The organism is Oleiphilus sp. HI0128, from assembly GCF_001635365.1.
On record NZ_LWGG01000753.1, the window covers coordinates 1 to 18,585 of the forward strand.

The 18,585-nt window shown below is 45.5% G+C and carries 20 protein-coding genes; 11 read left to right on the plus strand and 9 right to left on the minus strand.

Annotation, left to right across the window (positions count from 1 at the left end):
* Positions 1 to 418, minus strand: a 418-nt coding sequence (locus tag A3763_RS10070; RefSeq protein WP_197482875.1) for a methylamine utilization protein, incomplete at its 3' end; no start/stop codon positions are given.
* Between the two features lie 252 nt (positions 419 to 670).
* Between A3763_RS10070 and A3763_RS10075 the strand changes: the two genes are divergently transcribed.
* Complete coding sequence (locus A3763_RS10075; protein ID WP_082880432.1) at positions 671 to 1,564, plus strand: PP2C family serine/threonine-protein phosphatase; 894 nt, start codon at positions 671 to 673, stop codon at positions 1,562 to 1,564.
* Between the two features lie 128 nt (positions 1,565 to 1,692).
* Here A3763_RS10075 and A3763_RS10080 read toward each other — a convergent pair whose 3' ends face one another.
* The gene (locus A3763_RS10080; RefSeq protein WP_082880433.1) at positions 1,693 to 3,846 is read right to left on the minus strand and encodes a glutamate synthase-related protein; all 2,154 of its coding nucleotides are present in this window, start codon (positions 3,844 to 3,846) and stop codon (positions 1,693 to 1,695) included.
* Positions 3,847 to 3,983: 137 nt separating this feature from the next.
* Between A3763_RS10080 and A3763_RS10085 the strand changes: the two genes are divergently transcribed.
* From A3763_RS10085 to A3763_RS10095, 3 genes are all read left to right on the plus strand, one after another.
* Entirely contained in the window at positions 3,984 to 4,292 is a 309-nt protein-coding gene (locus A3763_RS10085; protein ID WP_068513352.1) for a hypothetical protein, read from the plus strand.
* A gap of 42 nt (positions 4,293 to 4,334) precedes the next feature.
* On the plus strand, positions 4,335 to 4,967 hold the full coding sequence (msrA, locus tag A3763_RS10090) for a peptide-methionine (S)-S-oxide reductase MsrA (protein ID WP_082870215.1): 633 nt from the start codon (positions 4,335 to 4,337) through the stop codon (positions 4,965 to 4,967).
* An 85-nt stretch (positions 4,968 to 5,052) separates the two neighbouring features.
* On the plus strand, positions 5,053 to 6,105 hold the full coding sequence (locus A3763_RS10095) for an aldo/keto reductase (RefSeq protein WP_068633853.1): 1,053 nt from the start codon (positions 5,053 to 5,055) through the stop codon (positions 6,103 to 6,105).
* 12 nt (positions 6,106 to 6,117) lie between these two features.
* Here the strand turns inward: A3763_RS10095 and A3763_RS10100 are convergent, their stop codons facing one another.
* The 4 genes from A3763_RS10100 to A3763_RS10115 form a co-directional block, all read right to left on the minus strand.
* A complete protein-coding gene (locus A3763_RS10100; RefSeq protein ID WP_197470236.1) occupies positions 6,118 to 7,503 on the minus strand; it encodes an ATP-binding protein in 1,386 nt (461 codons plus the stop codon).
* A gap of 21 nt (positions 7,504 to 7,524) precedes the next feature.
* Positions 7,525 to 8,202: a response regulator transcription factor gene (locus tag A3763_RS10105; RefSeq protein ID WP_068513365.1), complete on the minus strand. Its 678-nt coding sequence runs from the start codon at positions 8,200 to 8,202 to the stop codon at positions 7,525 to 7,527.
* Between the two features lie 13 nt (positions 8,203 to 8,215).
* A complete protein-coding gene (locus tag A3763_RS10110) occupies positions 8,216 to 8,482 on the minus strand; it encodes a PepSY domain-containing protein (RefSeq protein ID WP_068513369.1) in 267 nt (88 codons plus the stop codon).
* A 61-nt stretch (positions 8,483 to 8,543) separates the two neighbouring features.
* Positions 8,544 to 9,119, minus strand: coding sequence for a glycine zipper 2TM domain-containing protein (locus A3763_RS10115; RefSeq protein ID WP_068509409.1), 576 nt, complete (start codon positions 9,117 to 9,119; stop codon positions 8,544 to 8,546).
* 266 nt (positions 9,120 to 9,385) lie between these two features.
* On the opposite strand from A3763_RS10115, the gene A3763_RS10120 reads away from it, so the two are divergent.
* From A3763_RS10120 to A3763_RS10135, 4 genes are all read left to right on the plus strand, one after another.
* Positions 9,386 to 10,831 (plus strand): wax ester/triacylglycerol synthase family O-acyltransferase, encoded by a 1,446-nt coding sequence (locus A3763_RS10120; RefSeq protein WP_082880434.1) that lies wholly within the window; start codon positions 9,386 to 9,388, stop codon positions 10,829 to 10,831.
* Between the two features lie 225 nt (positions 10,832 to 11,056).
* Positions 11,057 to 12,712 (plus strand): GMC family oxidoreductase, encoded by a 1,656-nt coding sequence (locus A3763_RS10125; protein ID WP_068513375.1) that lies wholly within the window; start codon positions 11,057 to 11,059, stop codon positions 12,710 to 12,712.
* A gap of 88 nt (positions 12,713 to 12,800) precedes the next feature.
* Positions 12,801 to 13,247: an NUDIX hydrolase gene (locus tag A3763_RS10130; protein ID WP_068513378.1), complete on the plus strand. Its 447-nt coding sequence runs from the start codon at positions 12,801 to 12,803 to the stop codon at positions 13,245 to 13,247.
* Between the two features lie 520 nt (positions 13,248 to 13,767).
* The gene (locus tag A3763_RS10135; RefSeq protein ID WP_068511170.1) at positions 13,768 to 14,070 is read left to right on the plus strand and encodes a hypothetical protein; all 303 of its coding nucleotides are present in this window, start codon (positions 13,768 to 13,770) and stop codon (positions 14,068 to 14,070) included.
* Between the two features lie 24 nt (positions 14,071 to 14,094).
* Here the strand turns inward: A3763_RS10135 and A3763_RS27565 are convergent, their stop codons facing one another.
* The gene (locus A3763_RS27565; protein WP_156490768.1) at positions 14,095 to 14,244 is read right to left on the minus strand and encodes a hypothetical protein; all 150 of its coding nucleotides are present in this window, start codon (positions 14,242 to 14,244) and stop codon (positions 14,095 to 14,097) included.
* Between the two features lie 57 nt (positions 14,245 to 14,301).
* Here A3763_RS27565 and A3763_RS10140 point away from each other — a divergent pair, with 57 nt between their 5' ends.
* The 3 genes from A3763_RS10140 to A3763_RS10150 all read left to right on the plus strand — a co-directional run bounded on the left by A3763_RS10140 (position 14,302) and on the right by A3763_RS10150 (position 17,338).
* Positions 14,302 to 14,916, plus strand: a complete 615-nt coding sequence (locus A3763_RS10140) for a helix-turn-helix transcriptional regulator (RefSeq protein WP_068511171.1) — start codon at positions 14,302 to 14,304, stop codon at positions 14,914 to 14,916.
* Between the two features lie 10 nt (positions 14,917 to 14,926).
* A complete protein-coding gene (locus A3763_RS10145; RefSeq protein ID WP_068511173.1) occupies positions 14,927 to 15,958 on the plus strand; it encodes a GGDEF domain-containing protein in 1,032 nt (343 codons plus the stop codon).
* Positions 15,959 to 16,501: 543 nt separating this feature from the next.
* Positions 16,502 to 17,338 carry an ABC transporter substrate-binding protein gene (locus A3763_RS10150; protein ID WP_068511175.1) on the plus strand — a complete coding sequence of 279 codons (837 nt, stop codon included), beginning with the start codon at positions 16,502 to 16,504 and terminating at the stop codon, positions 17,336 to 17,338.
* A gap of 1 nt (position 17,339) precedes the next feature.
* On the opposite strand, the gene A3763_RS10155 is transcribed toward A3763_RS10150, so the two are convergent.
* Positions 17,340 to 17,822 (minus strand): hypothetical protein, encoded by a 483-nt coding sequence (locus A3763_RS10155; protein WP_068511176.1) that lies wholly within the window; start codon positions 17,820 to 17,822, stop codon positions 17,340 to 17,342.
* Positions 17,823 to 17,830: 8 nt separating this feature from the next.
* Positions 17,831 to 18,585, minus strand: a 755-nt coding sequence (locus A3763_RS10160; protein WP_231872164.1) for a GGDEF domain-containing protein, incomplete at its 5' end; no start/stop codon positions are given.

Below are 18,585 nucleotides of genomic sequence, written 5' to 3' on the forward strand. Positions count from 1 at the left end.
ATGGTGACACATAGATATAGCCCAACATTGAGTCATGAATATTGCAACCTAGTGCCACTAAACCCGGCTGATTAAAGGTAATCGGCTGTTCGGGAACTCCTTGATATAATTTAATTTCAAACTTTTTGGGTTGGGAAAAGGAATAGACATGGTGACGGATATTATCACTATTGGGAAAGACAACCGCTTGCCCTTGGTCTATCGCCAATACATGAGGTACAAAGGCAATATCAAGCTGATCCATAATGGCCGGCGTTTCCTCTGCTTGCTCAATATTTCCTTCGGGTATCGCTACATAAGCGTCTTTAACCGGTTTACCGTTCTGATCAAGCACTAAAACCTCAAAAGCAGCTAAGGGTGTCGAACAGAAAACAAGTAAACTAATCATTGCAAAAACAAGTGGGTTAACACGGCTCACTAACACTCTCCAGTCGCTATAGAAGTCCTTAGACGCTGTTAATCAGTGTAGGTTCAAAAACCGGAATCAGAAAGAAGTCAGGTGACTATTTTTTGATTCCGATTAAGGGTCGTTCGATTATACTTAGCCAGAGCCGACGAATTCGAATCACACCTAAATAGCCTAGTAAATTTAAATTATAGGCTATAGATATTAGTCCTACAGCATGCTTAAATAGGCTTCTACGCAAGGGATAATGCGTTAATAACAAAAATGAAGCCGTGCACTACCTTCTACCCAACAACCATAGCAGCTGACCATGAAAGTCCGAACGCCATCATCACTCCGCCAACCGAGCTAGAATCGGATGATGCGGTTTCTGGCCTGGACATTCTTTCAAACTTTCAACGTTCAGATGTTACTAGCGAACTGAATATCTCGACTATGACTGATAATAACAAAGGACAAGCTATCCCCTTCAACATTCAATCATTTGGTTTCAGTGATGTAGGTAATAAACGAACTCAAAACCAGGATGAAATCCTGGTAAAAGATTCTGATTCATTATGGCTTGTCGCTGACGGTATGGGCGGTCATGTTGATGGCGATAAAGCTAGCCAGGAGATTGTAAGGCAACTATCTGAAAAGGAACTACCAGTAAACCTTTTCTCCAAAGTAGATGCAATTAAACAAACTATACAAAATGTAAACACCGAGATATTTAGCTATGCAAAGGATAATCAACTAACGTGTGGCAGCACGGTTGTACTTCTGGCGCTTGAGAATAACAAATCTACCTTCTTATGGGCTGGGGATAGCAGGCTTTACTTATGGAGACGCGGTGAACTAACTCAATTGTCTTCAGACCACTCAATCTATAACTTATATAAAGAATCAGGTCTACCGACAGAAAACATTCAAAACAATGCAATTACTCGAGCGGTAGGTGTTGATGAGAACATTGATCTGGATATCGGTTTTCTAGACTTGGCTGTGGGCGATAGACTAATGCTGTGCTCCGACGGTCTGCACGACCCGGCTGGAGATGAAGGCATCAAGTATGCTCTATCCCTAGATACCCCGGAAAGTGCTGCGGAGAACTTAAAAAGCACCGTACTCGCGGGTGAGGCTAAAGATAACTTATCAGGTGTTTTTACTTGGCTGTAGCATTATCGATCAAAACTAGCTTCAACTAAAGCCCACACTGACACAGATTCTTGGAAACTAACATGTCAAAGACAAGCCACCTCAAAAAGGTGACATGTTACTAATTCAACTGTTGGGAAAAGGTATCTCTACATGCCACTAAACGGTATACCCGTTAATTCGGCAATCTCCTTTTTCCAAGTCGCAATATCTTGCAGAGTAAACTTACTCAAATGGTCATGGCCACACGCTCTCGCCATCACTTGCATCAAGTGTGTCGAGGATTTAAAGAAGCGTTCAAGCTGCTGTGCAGAGGTGTCAATATCCAGCTTAGCTCTGAGTTCAGGTTTTTGTGTCGCAATGCCTGCCGGACAAAGGTTGGTATTGCACATCCTGGCAGCAACGCAGCCAATAGATTGCAAAGCAGAGTTTGAGATCGCAATGCCATCGGCCCCTAGGCACATTGCTTTGATAAAGTCTGAGGGCACTCGCAAACCACCAGTAATTATTAGCGTGACATCATGACGTTTACGGTCATCCAGGTAGCGCCTAGCGCGTGCCAAGGCTGGCAAAGTAGGCACAGAAATATGATCTCTAAACAAACTCGGTGCTGCACCAGTACCACCACCACGGCCATCGAGAATCAGATAGTCTGCACTGGCTTGCAAGGCAAACTCAATGTCTCTCTCGATATGATTAGCAGATAACTTCATGCCAATGGGGATACCACCCGACACCTCACGAATGCGATCAGCGAAGTGTTTAAAATCTTTAGGGCCATTCATCTCAGGAAAACAAGAAGGCGATATAGCATCCACACCTTCAGCCAAACCTCTTACCTCAGCAACCTTTCCACGCACTTTGGCTCCTGGAAGATGACCTCCGGTACCCGTTTTCGCGCCTTGCCCACACTTAAAGTGGAAGGCCTGAACTTGTTGTAGAACATCTTCAGAGAAGCCGAATTGCGCTGACGCTAATTCATAGAAATAGCGGCTATTCTCGGCCTGTTCCTCAGGCAGCATACCGCCCTCCCCGGAACAAATACCCGTCCCTGCTAATTCCGCCCCTCTTGCTAGTGCGATCTTTGCTTCTTCTGAAAGTGCACCGAAGCTCATATCTGAAACAAATAGTGGGATATCTAATACCAAAGGCTTTTTGGCTTTCGGTCCGATGATCAACTCCGTCCCTACTTTTTCATCTTCCAACAAAGGCTTCGTTGCCATCTGGGCGGTCATGATTTGAATATCATCCCATTCTGGAAGTTGCGTACGGGGTACTCCCATCGCTACCATTTCACCATGGCCACCGGTTTTCTCTAAACCGTCTTGTGCCAAAGCTTTAACCTCTGCCAAGCTTGGCTCTTCGGCGACTTCTTCAGTACCCGTTGGTATAGAGGAGGCTTCCGCAGCAATTGCCCCAGGTTTCGGTAAGTTCTTATGGCTACCATCACAATAAGGCGGGTTCTTGCTATGTTTACACATACACAACCAGGCATCCTGATCTTCATCGACCTTAAATACCTTGGGTTTAAATGAGGTGGAGCGGTGACTACCATCACAGAATGGCTGATTCTTACTCAAGCCACAAGAGCACCAAGCATAGCTTTCACCCGACTTTAATTCGGCTTTGATTGGCTTTCGACCCGCTATATTCGGACTGTTATCTGAGGTTTGAGAGCCGCTAGGAGCAAGCTCAACAACCTGGGCTACAGTGTTATCCTGCTTTATCTCGGCACCTGTCTTTCTTGTCAAAACATTTGCATCAGTGTGATCAAAGGTCTTGCCGTAGATATCCAGCACTGTGGTTTCGGAGTAGCTTAAGGTATCACCTTCAATGGTGACTTCATGACGAAAGGCGATCGTGCGAGCGTTTTTTTGCATAAACGGTGACTGAACAATTCCCCAGTCAGCATCGCCATCTTTGGCTTGTACGAATAGCTTAATTTTTCCCGGTGTACCTGCATTCGAGTCATAGGATCCGCCAGCAAGAAGGCCAACCGCTCTAGGGATTTGTAGCGAGTGCATAACAATTTTCTGTTCAGCGTCCCACATCCAATAGCCAAGCTCATCATGGAAGATCTCGCCATTGCTTTGACGCCGTACAACCTGATGGTAGCGAACAATCGCCAGCGTCTGCTGCTTGGCATTTTCAACATCCCCTACTCGTTCGACAACAATACGTTCAAAGTAAGGGCTATCTTCTTTTTGAGTTCCTGGCAAAGGCGCGACATCCAAACCTTTATCACCTTCCCAGGTACCAATCATCGCTTCCAACGGACCAAAATCGACGCTTTCCTCGCTCATATCATCCTCTCATTTTTGATATTTTTATAAACAGATAAGCCTTCTAAATGTAGTCAACAAAGCTCAAAAAACAACCATCAAGAATGAATCATAAGGTACAATTGGCTAAGCCCGACTAAACAACTGGATTCTCAGCAATGAATACCTATATCCCTATTATTCTTATCATCGTAATCGCCGTATTAATTTTTAAAAGCATGAGCAAACCCGACCCGGCTGCAGAGCAGTGTGCAAAGGATATTATTCAGCTATTAAAGAAAAACCAGGGAGCCAGTGCCGAGGAGATTGCAAAAGTGCTTAAAGCACATAACCGAACTGTGGAAGATGCAGAGAAGGTAACGGTCATCGTCAAAACCAGGCTAGTGCAAGCTCATATCAGGAAAGAGGATCATAATGATGTCATGTTGAGAGTGCGCCAAGCGAAGCAATTACTAGCGACACCCTAAGCCTGCAGTTTAAAATTTCTCACACCAAGCGACGAGATCCCTATGTTTTTTAAGCCCGAAAAAGCCAAAATGATCAAACCCGAAAACGCCTTACCAGGGCGCGATCAGGCAATTAGCATTAGCGCCACCCATACCGTCACTGGCAATTCAATGCTGCCCCCCTTTCCTTCTGGAATTAAACAAGCAATGTTTGGCATGGGCTGTTTTTGGGGCGCCGAACGAAAGTTTTGGTCACTGGCAGGAGTTTATTCTACGGCGGTAGGCTATAGCGCGGGCTTTACGCCCAACCCAAGCTACCAAGAAGTTTGCTCAGGATCGACAGGCCATAATGAAGTGGTATTAGTCGCTTATGATCCGTCCCAAGTATCATACTTAGACTTACTAAAAACATTTTGGGAGGCGCATAACCCAACACAAGGCATGCGCCAAGGTAACGACCAGGGAACACAATACCGTTCAGGCATTTACACCTTCAATGACGAACAAAGCAAACTTGCTAATGAAAGCCTACAACAATACCAAGTAGCGCTAACAGCGCGGGGGTTTAGCGAAATCACTACCGAGATTAAACAAGCCTCTGAGTTTTACTATGCTGAAGAATATCACCAGCAATACCTTGATAAGAATCCCGACGGCTACTGTGGCTTAGGTGGCTGTGGGGTCGAGCTGTTCTAGTAATGCGGTAAAGCCCCTGGAAAAAACACTGTCCGCACCTAAGGAGATCTATTACTATAAGCGAAACTAAATAGAGGCTTGATCAATGAACTATTCAAAACTTGGTAGCAGCGGCATTAATGTTTCACGAGTATGCCTGGGCTCGATGACCTGGGGCACACAAAATACTCAGCGCGATGCCAGTGAGCAAATCGACTTCGCCTTGGCGCAAGGCGTGAACTTCATTGATACAGCAGAGATGTATGCAGTGCCACCTGCAGCCGATACCTATGGCAAAACAGAAAAGATGATAGGTAACTGGCTGGCAGCTAATTCGAGTAAACGAGGTGACATTATTCTGGCCTCAAAGATTGCAGGAAATGGCCTACCTTGGATACGCGGGGGTGGTGACATCACGGGTGAGTCGATTATCACCTCAGTAGACGCATCCTTAAAGCGCCTTAAGACCGACTACATCGACCTCTACCAACTCCATTGGCCCAATCGTACCTCGCCTCACTTCGCCAAACATTTCCCTGGTCGAATTTCTTTTACCGATGTAGACCGTCAGGCACACTCCGATCAAATGCTAGAAATTCTTCAGGCTTTAAATGACTGCATCAAAGCCGGGAAAATTAGACATTGCGGTTTATCAGACGACACACCTTGGGGGATCAATGAGTACTTACGTTTAGCTGAAAAGCACTCGCTTCCCAAGATGGTATCAATACAAAATGAGTTTAATCTACTACATACCAAAGACTGGCCTTACCTGATTGAAAACTGTGTTCACCAGGATGTCGCTTACCTTCCCTGGTCTCCGCTTGGTGGCGGCGTATTAAGCGGTAAATATCTAAATGGAGAAAGGCCTGATGGTAGTCGCTGGAGCATTCCACAACGCAATGGTATTTTACGGGACAAGCCAAATGTCGAGACGGCTGTCAGTGCCTATGCCTCGATTGCTAAGCAACTCGATATCACGCCGGCACAATTGGCATTAGCCTGGTGTAATCAGGTCGATGGTGTCACATCAACAATTATTGGCGCCACCAGTTTGCAGCAGCTGGAAGAAGATATCGAAGCCTTTAAAGTTGAGTTATCCAAAGATGACCTGAAGGCTATTTTCAAAGTACTTAGGGAATACCCTTTGCCTTTCTAGCACAAAAAAGCTCTATAAACCCTGAGAAAAGGCGAGCTCTACACTTAGCCCGCCTAATTCAGAATCAGATAATCTTAGCGTCCCGCCGTAGCTCTCGACAATATCATTTACTACAGCTAAACCTATTCCTTGGCCGGGAATCGTAGTGTCCGCGCGCTGGCCTCGTCTGACGAGCTTTGCCTGCTCAGCTTCACTTATCCCCGGGCCATCATCTTCAATGGTGATCCGTAAGGTATTGTCATGGGCCCTTGCATGAACATTAACCTGCGCCTTTCCGTATTTAAAAGCATTATCGATCAAGTTGCCTAAGAGCTCTATCAGGTCACCTTCATCTCCCCTAAAGACTGCGTCGCCGGAGATATCACAAGCCAAAGTCATCGACTTATCATGATAGACCTTGCCCATGGCTGCACAGATTTTATCGCACAAGGGTTTGACTACTACGGCCTTATTAAACGGGGCTGCCACACCCCCAACGGCGCGTGTTAGCTGGTAGGAAAGTATTTTATCGATGCGCTCATTCTGCTCCTCAATATCCTGGAGCCATGAGGTATTGCGCATATCATCAGGTAGGGAGTTTCCCGCCTGATTCAAGGCGCTGCTAATAATGGCAGAAGGGTTTTTAATGCTATGTGCCAGGTCCGCTAAGGTATTCCGATAGCGTTCTCGCTGATGAGCTTCGTGGGAAATAAGACGATTAATACTATCCGTCATCTCCTGAAGCTCTAAGGGATAATTGCCTTTCAGCGAATCCGACTCACCTTTCTGAATCACACTCAAGTCATGACTTAAAGCAGCAATAGGGCGAAGCCCCCACTTCAGTATCATGAACTGAAGTGCAATGAGTGCCAGCGCTACCGCACTCAACCAAAACCAAAGCGAGGCTCTGTACTCCTCCATTGCTTGGCGATAAGCATCTTGCGTTTCCAAGACAACAAAACGGAAAGGTAAAACACGCTCACCATCTTCCCACTCAACTAAATAATGTAGGTGGAAAAAAGGCACGTCACTAATAGGTAAACGAAGGAATTTTGGGTCTCCCAGGCTTAGCTCACTTACATCATACTCAACCGTGTCCAAGCGTCCTTGAGCGGAGAGAGACTTCCACAAGAGAGCGTTATCTTGATGATTAAAAGCAAAAGCATAGTGATTAGAAAAAGCTTGGTTCAAACGATCATCAGTCACCAGTTCAGGCAACCAAAGCGATTGGGATTCCAGTTCGGCCGATGCAATCAAAGCATAAGCCTGTGTCGTCATTTTTTGATGCTGGGCTTCCAGCAAGCTAGCAGAATAAGCGCGCTCAAGCACCCAAGCCAAGGCACCACAAATAAGGGGTAGCAATAAGACTGAAGCCAACGCCAAGCGCCCTTGTATACTTGTCAGCAGCCAGTTTTTCATCAAGCAAGTCTTCATCAACACTTACTCTGAAGGGTGAAGGAAGCGATAACCCTGCCCTCGCACAGTTTTGATTAAGGAAAGCTTACAAGCCGTTTCAAGTTTCTTTCGAAGACGGCCAACCAAGACCTCTATCACGTTGCTATCCCGGTCGTAGTCTTGCTCATAAAGGTGCTCGGTCAACTCAGCCTTCGAGACTGGTCGCTCAGAATTTAGCAAAAGGTACTCTAGAATATTGAACTCAAAAGCAGTTAAGTCAATCGCGCTATCATTTACTGTGGCTTGCTTGGCCGATAGGTCTATTGTCAGAGTCTCAAACTTTAGCACTGAAGAGGCTTGGCCGCCAAAACGTCTGAGCAAGGCTTTAATACGTGCAAATAACTCTTCGACATGAAAAGGCTTCACCAGGTAGTCATCTGCACCAGCATCCAGGCCTTCAACTTTATCTTGCCAATTTCCGCGAGCAGTCAGTATCAATATAGGGAAGTCCCTCCCCGCTTTTCGCCAACGACGAATCACTTCAACGCCTTCAATTTTTGGCAAACCTAAGTCCACAACCGCCAGGTCGATCGGGAACTCCATTCCCTTATATAAACCTTCTTCACCATCAGCCGCGAGTTCAAGACAATAAGATTGTTGCTTTAAAGCATCTGCCAACTGTTCTCGCAGTTTGTTTTCATCTTCAATCACTAGAAGCTTCATCGTCTAGCTCTCTTTACTTGGCGCCACTGAGCAGCTCACCACTCAGGCTATCGACATGCAACACCCTAACTCGACCCGCTTTAGTTAAAAACTTAACCCGATAGACGCTACCACGGGGCGTTTCTTTGAGCTGAACTTTCAGGACCTTTCCTTCGAACCTTTCCTGAACAAGGGCAATTGCTTGATCTCGACCAATTCTCTCATTCTTTGTCTCTGCGACCAGGTTTGCGGATAAGCACACCAGCAACACGGCGGACAAAAAAAGTTTTACGAGTTTCATAGCAATCACCTTTGCGAACGTTGCCAACTAACGAGGCTTCTTTCGGTGTCACAGCTCCCTTCTAAAAAGGTTCCACCCTGACACGCACTTTTATTTTCTTACCCGGCTTCTGATCCATTCGGGTCTTATATCTTTCACCCTTGTAACGATACCATACATGGTAGCCGAGCACCTTCTCTTCATAGCTTATACGATGCCGGGTTTCGCAGCGCTGTTCATCACGGTAGTGTGACCTTGTTTTATACCGACGACGCTCATTCGAGGCGATATCGCTCCCCACTGAGGCCCCTAATATTGCACCCACAGCCGTACCAATCTTCTTGTTTTTGCTTCGGTGCCCTACAGCATTACCAATTGCGCCACCAATAATACCGCCAAGAATAGTACTAGTATGTGAATGCTCACTTCTAGGATAATCATCATATCGAACCTGTTCAGTCCAACATTCCTCTTCGGGAATTCTTTTTTCAATGGTTTTAATAATCGGCTCCACCTTCACTACGCGAGCAAAGTCGATTGAACGGTGACTCCTTCCACCCGCATAGCTAAGCGAGCTGAATAGCATCGCCACAATAATAAACGCCACCAATACCGTAGGCTGAGGTAGGTAGTTTCTTGAGTAGGTTAATTGTTTCATGTTCATATTCCTCTTTCTTTTTAGAAGGTGGAATAATCTTAAAACACTAAAGCTGAATGAAAGCTGAACAAAGAATATGAATACAAAAATGAAATTTCAGCGTACAAAACACCGAAATATAAAAAATACAATCAATAAAAAATCAATCACTTAAAAAAACAAATAGACACAGATCAAACAAAATCAACATTTGAGTTTACAGTTGTGCGCACAAATGAAAGAATTAGCTAACTCATCCAGCAACGTGTAGCCACCCCGGAGGCACCATGCACAGACTATCCAATCTCGATGCTTCATTTTTACACCTCGAATCTGCCAGATCACCCATGCACATCGGCTGCACGCTGACCTTTTCTCAGCCTAAGAACAAGACAATGACCTTCGAGCAGTTCAAGAGTCATATTCAATCGCATCTGTCGATATCGCCTGTTTTTAGAAAGAAGCTGGCGACACAAATCCTAGACCTTGATCGACCAGCCTGGTTAGACGATGAGAGCTTTGATATTGATCAACACTTGTTCCACACAAGTTTGAAAGGTGAGCTGCACGAACATGACAAAAAGCAGGTTATCAACCAGTTCTTTAGTCGCGCACTAAATCATCACAGGCCTTTGTGGGAAATAATGTATATGGAAAGTGAAAACAAGCCGGATGAGTTTTTTGTCCTGCTGAAGTTTCACCATGCCGCAGTCGATGGTATGTCTGCCGAGCATATTCTCGCTGGCTTACTAAGCCCTAAAAGCGCCCCGCAAGCCGAGCTTACCGATGATTGGAAACCCGAACACCAAGACTTGCCGAGCACCGTTTATGAAATTGGTAGCAAGCACATTCAAAACGCCTATCGCAGCCCACTTAAGGTTTACGGCCTAGCTAAACGTCTGAGTCACTCTATCTTCAGCTCCCAAGCACTTAGAATGCTCGATAAGGAACAGCGTCCTCCGCACTTTTTCACCGCACCTGAAACGCCGTTCAATCAAGCAATCAGTAAAAAGCATTTCTTTGCAAGCGCCCATCTACCGCTCTACAAAGTAAAGGAAATTAGAAAGGCCTACACGGGCAGCACAATCAATGATGTTGTATTAGCAATCTGCTCAGGTGCTCTGCGAAAGAACCTGGAAACAAGCAATGAGCTTCCTGAAGAATCTTTAGTCGCTATGATTCCCGTATCAAAACGAGAAAAGGACGAACAAGGAAGCCCAAAAAGTTCAGGAGGGAACCTAATCTCTCCAATGCTCATATCGCTCGCGACAGACCTCGACAGCCCGAGCTCCCGACTTGGCATGATTCATCAAAATGCCCTTAGAGCCAAAGAGTTTAACTATAAAGTCGCGGTTGAACGAATCATGAAGCATCTTCCCTCGTGGTCTTCTTCCTTAACCATGAAAGCTTATACACGCCTTCGTCTAGCCAATATTCTAAAGCCCGTTTTCAACCTGATTATCACCAATGTACCGGGCCCCAAGGTTCCCTTGTTTCTGAATGGCGCCGAGCTAAAATCTCTTGAAGGCGTTGCACCGATCGTTGATAACATGGCGCTAACTGCTGTGGTCACCAGCTATGTCGATACACTAACAATCAGCCTGACTAGCTGTGAATCGATTGCTGATAAGGTCAGCTTTTTGGCAAGTAATTTCAACGAGGCACTGGACGAGCTATACCAAGAACTGGTACCTGAGAGACCAGAAGCGCCTTCTCCACAACAAGCCGCATAATTACTATCTTGCGAACAGTTATTCCACTCTGGGTTTAGAGCCTAAGGCTGTAAACCCTCTTCTAGTTAAAGAACCTCCCCCTTACTAGCAAGGCTCACAAGTGAGATTTCCCTTTTCAAGCCCCTTCCTATCGTTCAAACTATCTTCAACAAATACACGACCACATTGATAAGCTTGTTCTCAAAACGATGAGCTTATTTGATAATAATAAGAGGCGCACACCACATGGACTCACTGACTTTCGATTACGTCATCATTGGCGCTGGTTCTGCGGGCAGCGTATTAGCTCAGCGTTTATCCCAAGAAGGTGATAAAACCGTGCTTGTGCTGGAAGCCGGGCCGCGAGATAAAAGCCCGATGATCAAGGTTCCCGGGGCTTTTGCTTACTTCATGTATAGTAAGAAATATAACTGGCGCTACGAGTCTGAGCCGGTTGCCGATATACGTAACGGGCAGCCTCTATTTTGTCCTCGCGGAAAAACTCTCGGCGGCAGCAGTGCTGTCAATGCCATGGTTTATATTCGCGGTCACAAATCAGACTACGATACCTGGGAAGCACAAGGAAACCCTGGCTGGAGCTTTGATGACATGCTGCCCTACTTCAAAAAATCAGAAACCAACGAGCGCGGTGCCAGTGACTATCATGGTGGAGAAGGCCCTATCTATGTCTCTGACACGCAAAACACTTACCCGCTTAACGAGTGTTTTTTGGCTGCAAGTGAGCAAGCAGGATACCCTCTAACAGAAGATTTCAACGGACCACAATTTGAAGGCGCGGGCTATTATCAATTTACCATCAAAGATGGCGAGCGCTGCGGCGTTTCACGCGCCTATTTAAAGCCGGCCATGACAAGGCAAAACCTCTTTGTTGAATGCGAGGCCTTTGTCGATAAAATTCTCATCGAGAACAAAGTCGCAACAGGGGTCGAGTTTACTCAACAAGGTGAAAAGCATACCGTCCATGCACGTAAAGAAGTGCTGTTGTGCGGCGGCGCCTTCAACTCTCCTCAAACGCTTATGCTTTCAGGTATCGGCGATAAAGAGGAGCTTCAACAACATGGTATCGAAGTGATACAGGATTTGCCCGGCGTCGGAAAGAACCTGCAGGAACATGTTGATGCCTGTGTTTTGGTGAAAAGCAAAAAGAAGGATGGTTTCTCGACAAGCCCCGGCGGACTGCTAAAAATGCTACCCGACACTCTTAAATATCTGCGCGACAAGCAAGGCAATCTGGCGAACTCAATTACCCAGGCGGGCGCCTTTTTGAAGTCTAGCCCCGAGGTAAAGGTACCAGACATTCAGATGCACTTTGTTCCCTTACTCTTTGACGACTGCGGGCGCGATTTAAAACTCCTGTCTAGCCATGGCTACTCTCTTCACGTTTGCGTCCTTCGCCCTAAAAGCCGAGGCAAACTCAGCTTAAAATCAGCAGACCCAAGAGAGCCAATCAAAATCGACTTCAACTTTTTCTCCGACCCTGAGGATGCAAAAGTATTAGTCAACGGCATTCGGGTTGCTCGGAAAATATTAGCAAGCCCAGCCTTTGATGGGCATCGTGGCGAAGAGTTGCACCCAGGTAATAACATCCAATCAGATGAGGCACTTTTGAAGAAGTGTAAAGAACGGCTAGGCTTGGTATATCACCCTAGCGGCACCTGCAAAATGGGCAATGACCCTATGGCTGTCGTAGACAGTGAGCTGAAAGTTCATGGTATTAAAAAGTTGCGAGTAATCGACGGCTCAGCAATGCCGACTCTGGTTAGCGGTAATACGAACGCCCCCATTATCGCGATGGCAGAAAAGGCCGCCGAGATGATCTTGCAAGCTAAAACACAGTCTACTTTCCATATACAAGAGAAGGAACTTGAGACAACTAAATAAGTCTTTCTCAGTATTTTGAAATGTTCAGCTCACTGATAAGATATCCGCTTTACTGGCACACCGACTATATAAAGGATTTAACACAATCATGACCTGGACACCCCATGCAACCGTCGCCACGCTTGTCGAGCGAGATGGCAAGCTGTTACTCGTTGAAGAACGCTCTCATGGGAAAACCGTATTCAACCAACCTGCCGGTCATATAGAGCAAGGTGAAAGCATACAAGAAGCCGCTATTCGAGAAACGTTGGAAGAGACCGGCTGGCGCGTCAAGCTCACGGGATTTATTGGCTTATATACCTATACCGCCCCACAAAATGGCGTATGTTATTACCGCTTTTGCTTTGCCGCCGAAGCACTTGAAAAAGAGAGCGATAAGCTCGATAAAGATATTATTGCTGCTCATTGGTTGAGCATGGATGAGATACGAGCACTAGAAGATAAACTCCGCAGCCCGCTCGTACTAAAGTGTTTTGATGACTACTTCCAAAAAGACCACCTAGCACTCGATACCATATATGAGTACACGACCTAAGCAGTCGTCAAAACAAGAATTATATAAAAAACAGCGTTTTTCTCTTAAGCTTATCTCAAGATAGTTTTTTTGATCGGAATAGAAACAATGGGGCCGCGTCCTTGCGAAAACTGAATCTAGCGCTTGAAAAAACACTAAATAATAATGAGAAAACTTTTGCACAAGGCCAGCTTAACATTCAGGCCAAACAAGAGCTGTAAATGCGATGCGCAAAAGTAAAAGGCTTGCCTAACTAGTGACTGGCCCAGAACACCGTTGCTAATCCGTGCAAACAGTGCTCAGGCAAGCCAAGTACTACTATACGTAGAATATATTCTTAATCGAACCCGTCTGGGTCTTGACAATTCTCCGCCCAAATGGCGACCCAGGAATTTTTTTCTAATTCAATGCCAATTCTGTGAACTAGCGCTTATTAAACTGGAAATCTACTCAGGAATTCCGTTACTATCTTTACAACTTAAAGATCTCTCAAGCGCTTAAATCTAGATCGCTCAGCAGTTATAGGTCTCGTGGCATAGCAATGAACTACAACAATAAAATTGTCGACCTTGTCGCTCATATATATGAATCGGTCGCTTACGACGATGTATGGGAAGAGGTTATCAGCGATATCTGCGATGCAATTGAAGCGCTGGGCGGCTATCTAACGATTACTGATAGGAAGTCCCAGCAACTTAGTATCGTTGCTAATCGATTTAACGACAAAACTATCGAGTCATATAGCGAAGAATACGCCCCCCTTGATGAACGCAGACTAAGCGTCGAAGACATGTCTACCAGTTCAATCAAAAAAGGCTCAGAGCTATTAGATAGCCAAAGCTAACGCTCTTCTAAAGTCTATCAGGAGCTATTCCGTGAAAATGATTGCTTCCATAGTATCAGCACCTGCTTTTATCGAGATACCCAGTTCATTGCCAGCATCACCTTTTACCGCCCAGATACTCAGCAGGATTTTGATAACCAAACAAAGAAAATTCTCGGCATCTTTGTACCACACCTAACGCGCGCTTTTACCATATCCACCCAAACCAAACTTGCCCAGCTACAAAGCCAGGTGCAAGAGCAGCTAAAAAGTAGTACTGAAGCTGCTATTTTTTTGGTGATGGAGAATTATGTCTCCAAACCTATGAACGCCCGGGCAGAAGAGTTTGCAAAATCGAGTGAGGTGCTCACCTTAAAACATGACCGCCTCGCACTGAAGAACCCTGCCGCCAACAAGCGGCTACAGCACCTTGTCATGCAATGCATTCTTGCTTCGCAGGGAATAGATTTGTTTCCAGGAGGCTTCATTCGTTTAGATGCATACGTTGGTGGAGGCAATGAATGGCATATTGGTGTTACGCCCTACCGAAAGTCTGCGCATGAAAATAAGATATGGAAAGCGAAAGGTTCACTCGTGGTGATGCGTCCTGTCGAGAAAGACAGCTTTGAGAAGCTCAATCTAGTCCTGGCTGACTTTTATGGCCTGACCGCCTCCGAGACACAAGTTCTCAGCAAGGTGATATCTGGGCTATCAGGCTCAGAAATCGCCGAAGAGCTCAAGCTCACTAAAGAGTGCGTTCGCTCTCGCTTGAAAAAGATATACCAAAAAACAGGTGTATCGAATCAAGTTCAGTTAACACACAATATACTGGAAGGCCCCTACAAACTGGCCAACATGTTAGGATAAACAAACAGGCATGAAGCAAAATAAGGCATCTACACAGCAATCAGAAGTTCTTAGTACCAAGCTAGGCACACAATATCGTAAGCGAATCGTTATTAGCGTGTCACTGGTCGGCGTGATTGTATCCTTATGCTATTCAGCTATTTTATGGACTCAATACCAACAAGCGCTGAGCAGCTTTACAGATTTCCTATATGCGCTCTGCTATGCCGGAACATTCTACTGGGTCAGGCAGGAGAAGTTTGTCCTTTCCGCCTATTGGTTGATACTCATTGCCAGCCTGCAAGTTACCTTGGGGAGTATATTCTTTGTCGGCGCTGAAACGGGCTTCCAACTCTATTTCCTAAGCCTCCCGGTCGTGGTCTACTTTCTGCTCAATGACCAGGAAAAATGGAAAAAGCTTGCTGTCATGCTTTATGGTTGCTTGTGCTTTTGCGCGGCCCATACACTACGAGTCGAAACTTACATGGCCCCCATTCCGCCCTCCATCGCACAAGGAGTTTTTATCGGAAACGCGCTAATTGTTTTTCTTATTGTTGTTAGCGCCGTAAAGTTCTTTTCTGATGAGATGCTAAATGCCTATAACGAGCAGCAAAAGTTCGTGCTCACTGACAATTTAACCGGTATTGCAAATCTTCGCTTCGTTCAACAATACGCATCGCAACTACTCTCGCAAGCCGACCGCTATGGCCACCCTATTAGCTTGATCCATTTTGATATCAACCACTTTAGCCAGATTAATACCGAACAGGGACTAGATGCAGGCAACCGCAGCCTGGAGTTTATCGCCCAGCTAGTAAAAAATGATATTAGAGATGCTGACATCATTGCCCGTATAGGTGGCGATGAATTTGTCATCATCTTGCCAGAGAGCAACGCACAAGATGCCAAGCAAGTCGCTGAGCGACTGAGTCAACTCATTAAAAGCCGTAGCTATGAACTTAAGGAAAGCAATGTAAGCTTTTCTGCTAATTTTGGTATCAGCTATTGCGATAGTAGTAATATGAAAAGCATCGACGACTTGATTAGAGAAGCAAGCAGTTAGCACCGTTTTACAAGAGAGTACTGCGGAATAAATCGCTCTGCGATGTCAGGTGTTTTTGATTGAGCTTAAATTTCAGACAAAAAAAAGCGGCGAAAGGTGCCGAACTACCTAATCGCCGCGTTCACTAATAGGGCTTGTAGGGAGGCCCTAATCGGAAAAAGTTATCACAACACAAGTTTAGAAAGGAGCTAAGCAAAAAGGCCTGAAGTTTTTTGCTTAACGCCGTTCGTCTTGATGATTCAAATAATAGGGCTTAGCCGGGCTTAGTTTGATCACCCGAAGGGCTTAGCCCCCGGCGTACCGACCTCAAAACATGACACGCATCACAGTTTTTTCGTCTTTTTAATACTTTTAGGCTAAGTTTTTCTCTTGGAACAAGGTTTAAGCAAAGGCAACGAAGCCGGCTTAATCCCAATAACAATAGTCATCCTTGAATTTAGGCTTGATGGGTGCAATCCAAGCACCATGGTCTAAACTAATGCCTTATAGCCCCCATAAGAAGTCATGGCGCCGTTCATAAGCCACGTTATCGGAAGACTGGAAATGATAAAAATTAGCCGAAATAGACACTCAATCGCTTCGGCACTCATCGTAGTCAGTATGATGCTTGGCTTTAGCGCCTTATCTCAGGCTCATCAAGAGAAAGGCAAGCCTGTCTCATTTAATAGTTATCCTCCTGTCGCTTACATCAACGAAACCACACAAGAAATTGATGGCCCGGTGGCCGCTCTGGTTAAGGCGGTTAATAAGAAGCTAATGCGAGACACCACCTTTCAATTTAACCCCTTGCCCCGAATGTTTGTTGAACTAGAAGCGCATCGTGCGGACGCTGCATTCAATATGAGCTATAACACAGAGCGAGCCAAGAAATGGCACTACAGCTTGCCCGTTCATGTAGTGAACTATGGTCTGTTTGTTAAAAAAGATAACCCTTTAGACTACAGCTCGCGTCAGCAGTTAAGCGGTTTAACCATCGCCACCTATGGCCCGACCAACATGTCGAAAAAGGTCGAGAAATTCGCAAAGAAAATCCCTGGGGCTCGTGTTGTCATAGAGAACGACTTTGAGCATGTGTTTAAAATGCTCGAAGCTGATCGCTTTGGTAAACGTGGGGTGGTCTATGTACCGGATGTCGTCGGCTTTGATACGATCAAAGAGTTCAAGCTGCAGAATGTGCGTTATGCAGGGCCAGATATTAAGAACTTATATTATGTGATTTTTGTCAAAGAAACAGTTTCTAAAGAGTATGTCGATGCCTTTAACCAGGTCTTGCTAACCTTTCACCGTGACGGCACCATGACGGATATTTACGCACGATACAATGGCTCTGTTACCGCGAACGTGCCTGCCATCGAAGATATGGTCGTTCCCGGGCACTAAACTAGCTAATACTTTCGACTAGATAGCGCTTATCACCAAGCTCTACTTCGTCCTCGAGATAGGCGCCAAACAAAGCCTTTCCCAGCGGCGCGAGCTTACTCAAAAGCAACACCTGGCGGCCATTAAAATCGACTATAAGGCCCCCTGCAACAGGCGAAAGAAACACTTCACTAGCAGCCTCGTCGCGACCAGTGCCGAGCTCTCTCAGTCCAATTAAGGTACCAAATTGAATTGCATCGTCTTCACCAAAGTTCTTTGGCTTTAAGCGTTCAAATGTTTTAAGTGCGTTTTCTGCTTCAGCCATCCGGCGAGCCTGCCCTTCGGCCAAATAAGAAGCTTCCAGCCCAAGCGTATCATATTTGTTCTCGGCAACATTCTCTTCGTGCGTTGCCGTTTCATAAGCTTGTTTAGCAGCAGAGTACGCAATATCATAACGCGATTTTAGTGCACTAATTATTTGTACATGCAGAAGCTCTTTATCCATCGCAATAACTATAATTCCGCCTGTCCACTATCGTAGATAAAATGCTGGTTACGTCCGTTTTCCTTGGCGTGGTATAGCGCTTTATCCGCTCTCGCGATTAATGCTCCAATGCCTTCATCCGCCATCATCATTTCTGCAATTCCAACCGATACAGTCACTTTAATATTATGACCTTCAAACTCAAATAATTGACCTTCAACCACATCAATTATGTTTTGCGCAACCGTCACAGCATCTTCAGAGGAGGTATTCTCTAACAAGATCGCAAACTCTTCTCCTCCAAAGCGAGCGAAGATATCGCTTTCACGCAATAACTGGCCAACAAGCAAAGTAAACTTAACCAAGACCTCGTCACCAGCCGCATGCCCGTATTCGTCATTGATATGCTTAAAGTGGTCCAAATCCAAAGCCAGAAGGGATAAGGGATGCTTATTGCGCAAGGCTAAAGCCCGATATTTTTCAGCCAGAACAAAGAACTTTCGACGATTATAGATTGAGGTAAGCGGGTCGGTACTCGCATAAAAACTTAGCTGCTGATTCGCCAACTCCAGTTCGTGAGTTCTCTCATGAACTTTCCGCTCTAACTCTCGATGGTAGCTTTGCTGCGCATCAACAAATTCCTGCTTCTGTTGCTGTAAGGTTTCGAGCATCTGGTTATAGCTATTCTCTAGAGACTGTAGCTCATCATCATGTTCCAGGCCAAGGTTAAGACGACGTTTATCAAGACTATCAAAATCCATACTATGCAATTCACCTACAAACT

Coding starts and splice junctions, on each gene's coding strand:
- A3763_RS10085 (WP_068513352.1), top strand. CDS start 3,984: ATGAATACCTATATCCCTATTATTCTTATCATCGTAATCGCCGTATTA.
- msrA (WP_082870215.1), top strand. CDS start 4,335: ATGTTTTTTAAGCCCGAAAAAGCCAAAATGATCAAACCCGAAAACGCC.
- A3763_RS10150 (WP_068511175.1), top strand. CDS start 16,502: ATGATAAAAATTAGCCGAAATAGACACTCAATCGCTTCGGCACTCATC.
- A3763_RS10100 (WP_197470236.1), bottom strand. CDS start 7,503: ATGAAAAACTGGCTGCTGACAAGTATACAAGGGCGCTTGGCGTTGGCT.
- A3763_RS10095 (WP_068633853.1), top strand. CDS start 5,053: ATGAACTATTCAAAACTTGGTAGCAGCGGCATTAATGTTTCACGAGTA.
- A3763_RS10110 (WP_068513369.1), bottom strand. CDS start 8,482: ATGAAACTCGTAAAACTTTTTTTGTCCGCCGTGTTGCTGGTGTGCTTA.
- A3763_RS10120 (WP_082880434.1), top strand. CDS start 9,386: ATGCACAGACTATCCAATCTCGATGCTTCATTTTTACACCTCGAATCT.
- A3763_RS10075 (WP_082880432.1), top strand. CDS start 671: ATGAAGCCGTGCACTACCTTCTACCCAACAACCATAGCAGCTGACCAT.
- A3763_RS10080 (WP_082880433.1), bottom strand. CDS start 3,846: ATGAGCGAGGAAAGCGTCGATTTTGGTCCGTTGGAAGCGATGATTGGT.
- A3763_RS10145 (WP_068511173.1), top strand. CDS start 14,927: ATGAAGCAAAATAAGGCATCTACACAGCAATCAGAAGTTCTTAGTACC.
- A3763_RS10105 (WP_068513365.1), bottom strand. CDS start 8,202: ATGAAGCTTCTAGTGATTGAAGATGAAAACAAACTGCGAGAACAGTTG.
- A3763_RS10135 (WP_068511170.1), top strand. CDS start 13,768: ATGAACTACAACAATAAAATTGTCGACCTTGTCGCTCATATATATGAA.
- A3763_RS10125 (WP_068513375.1), top strand. CDS start 11,057: ATGGACTCACTGACTTTCGATTACGTCATCATTGGCGCTGGTTCTGCG.
- A3763_RS10130 (WP_068513378.1), top strand. CDS start 12,801: ATGACCTGGACACCCCATGCAACCGTCGCCACGCTTGTCGAGCGAGAT.
- A3763_RS10115 (WP_068509409.1), bottom strand. CDS start 9,119: ATGAAACAATTAACCTACTCAAGAAACTACCTACCTCAGCCTACGGTA.
- A3763_RS10155 (WP_068511176.1), bottom strand. CDS start 17,822: ATGGATAAAGAGCTTCTGCATGTACAAATAATTAGTGCACTAAAATCG.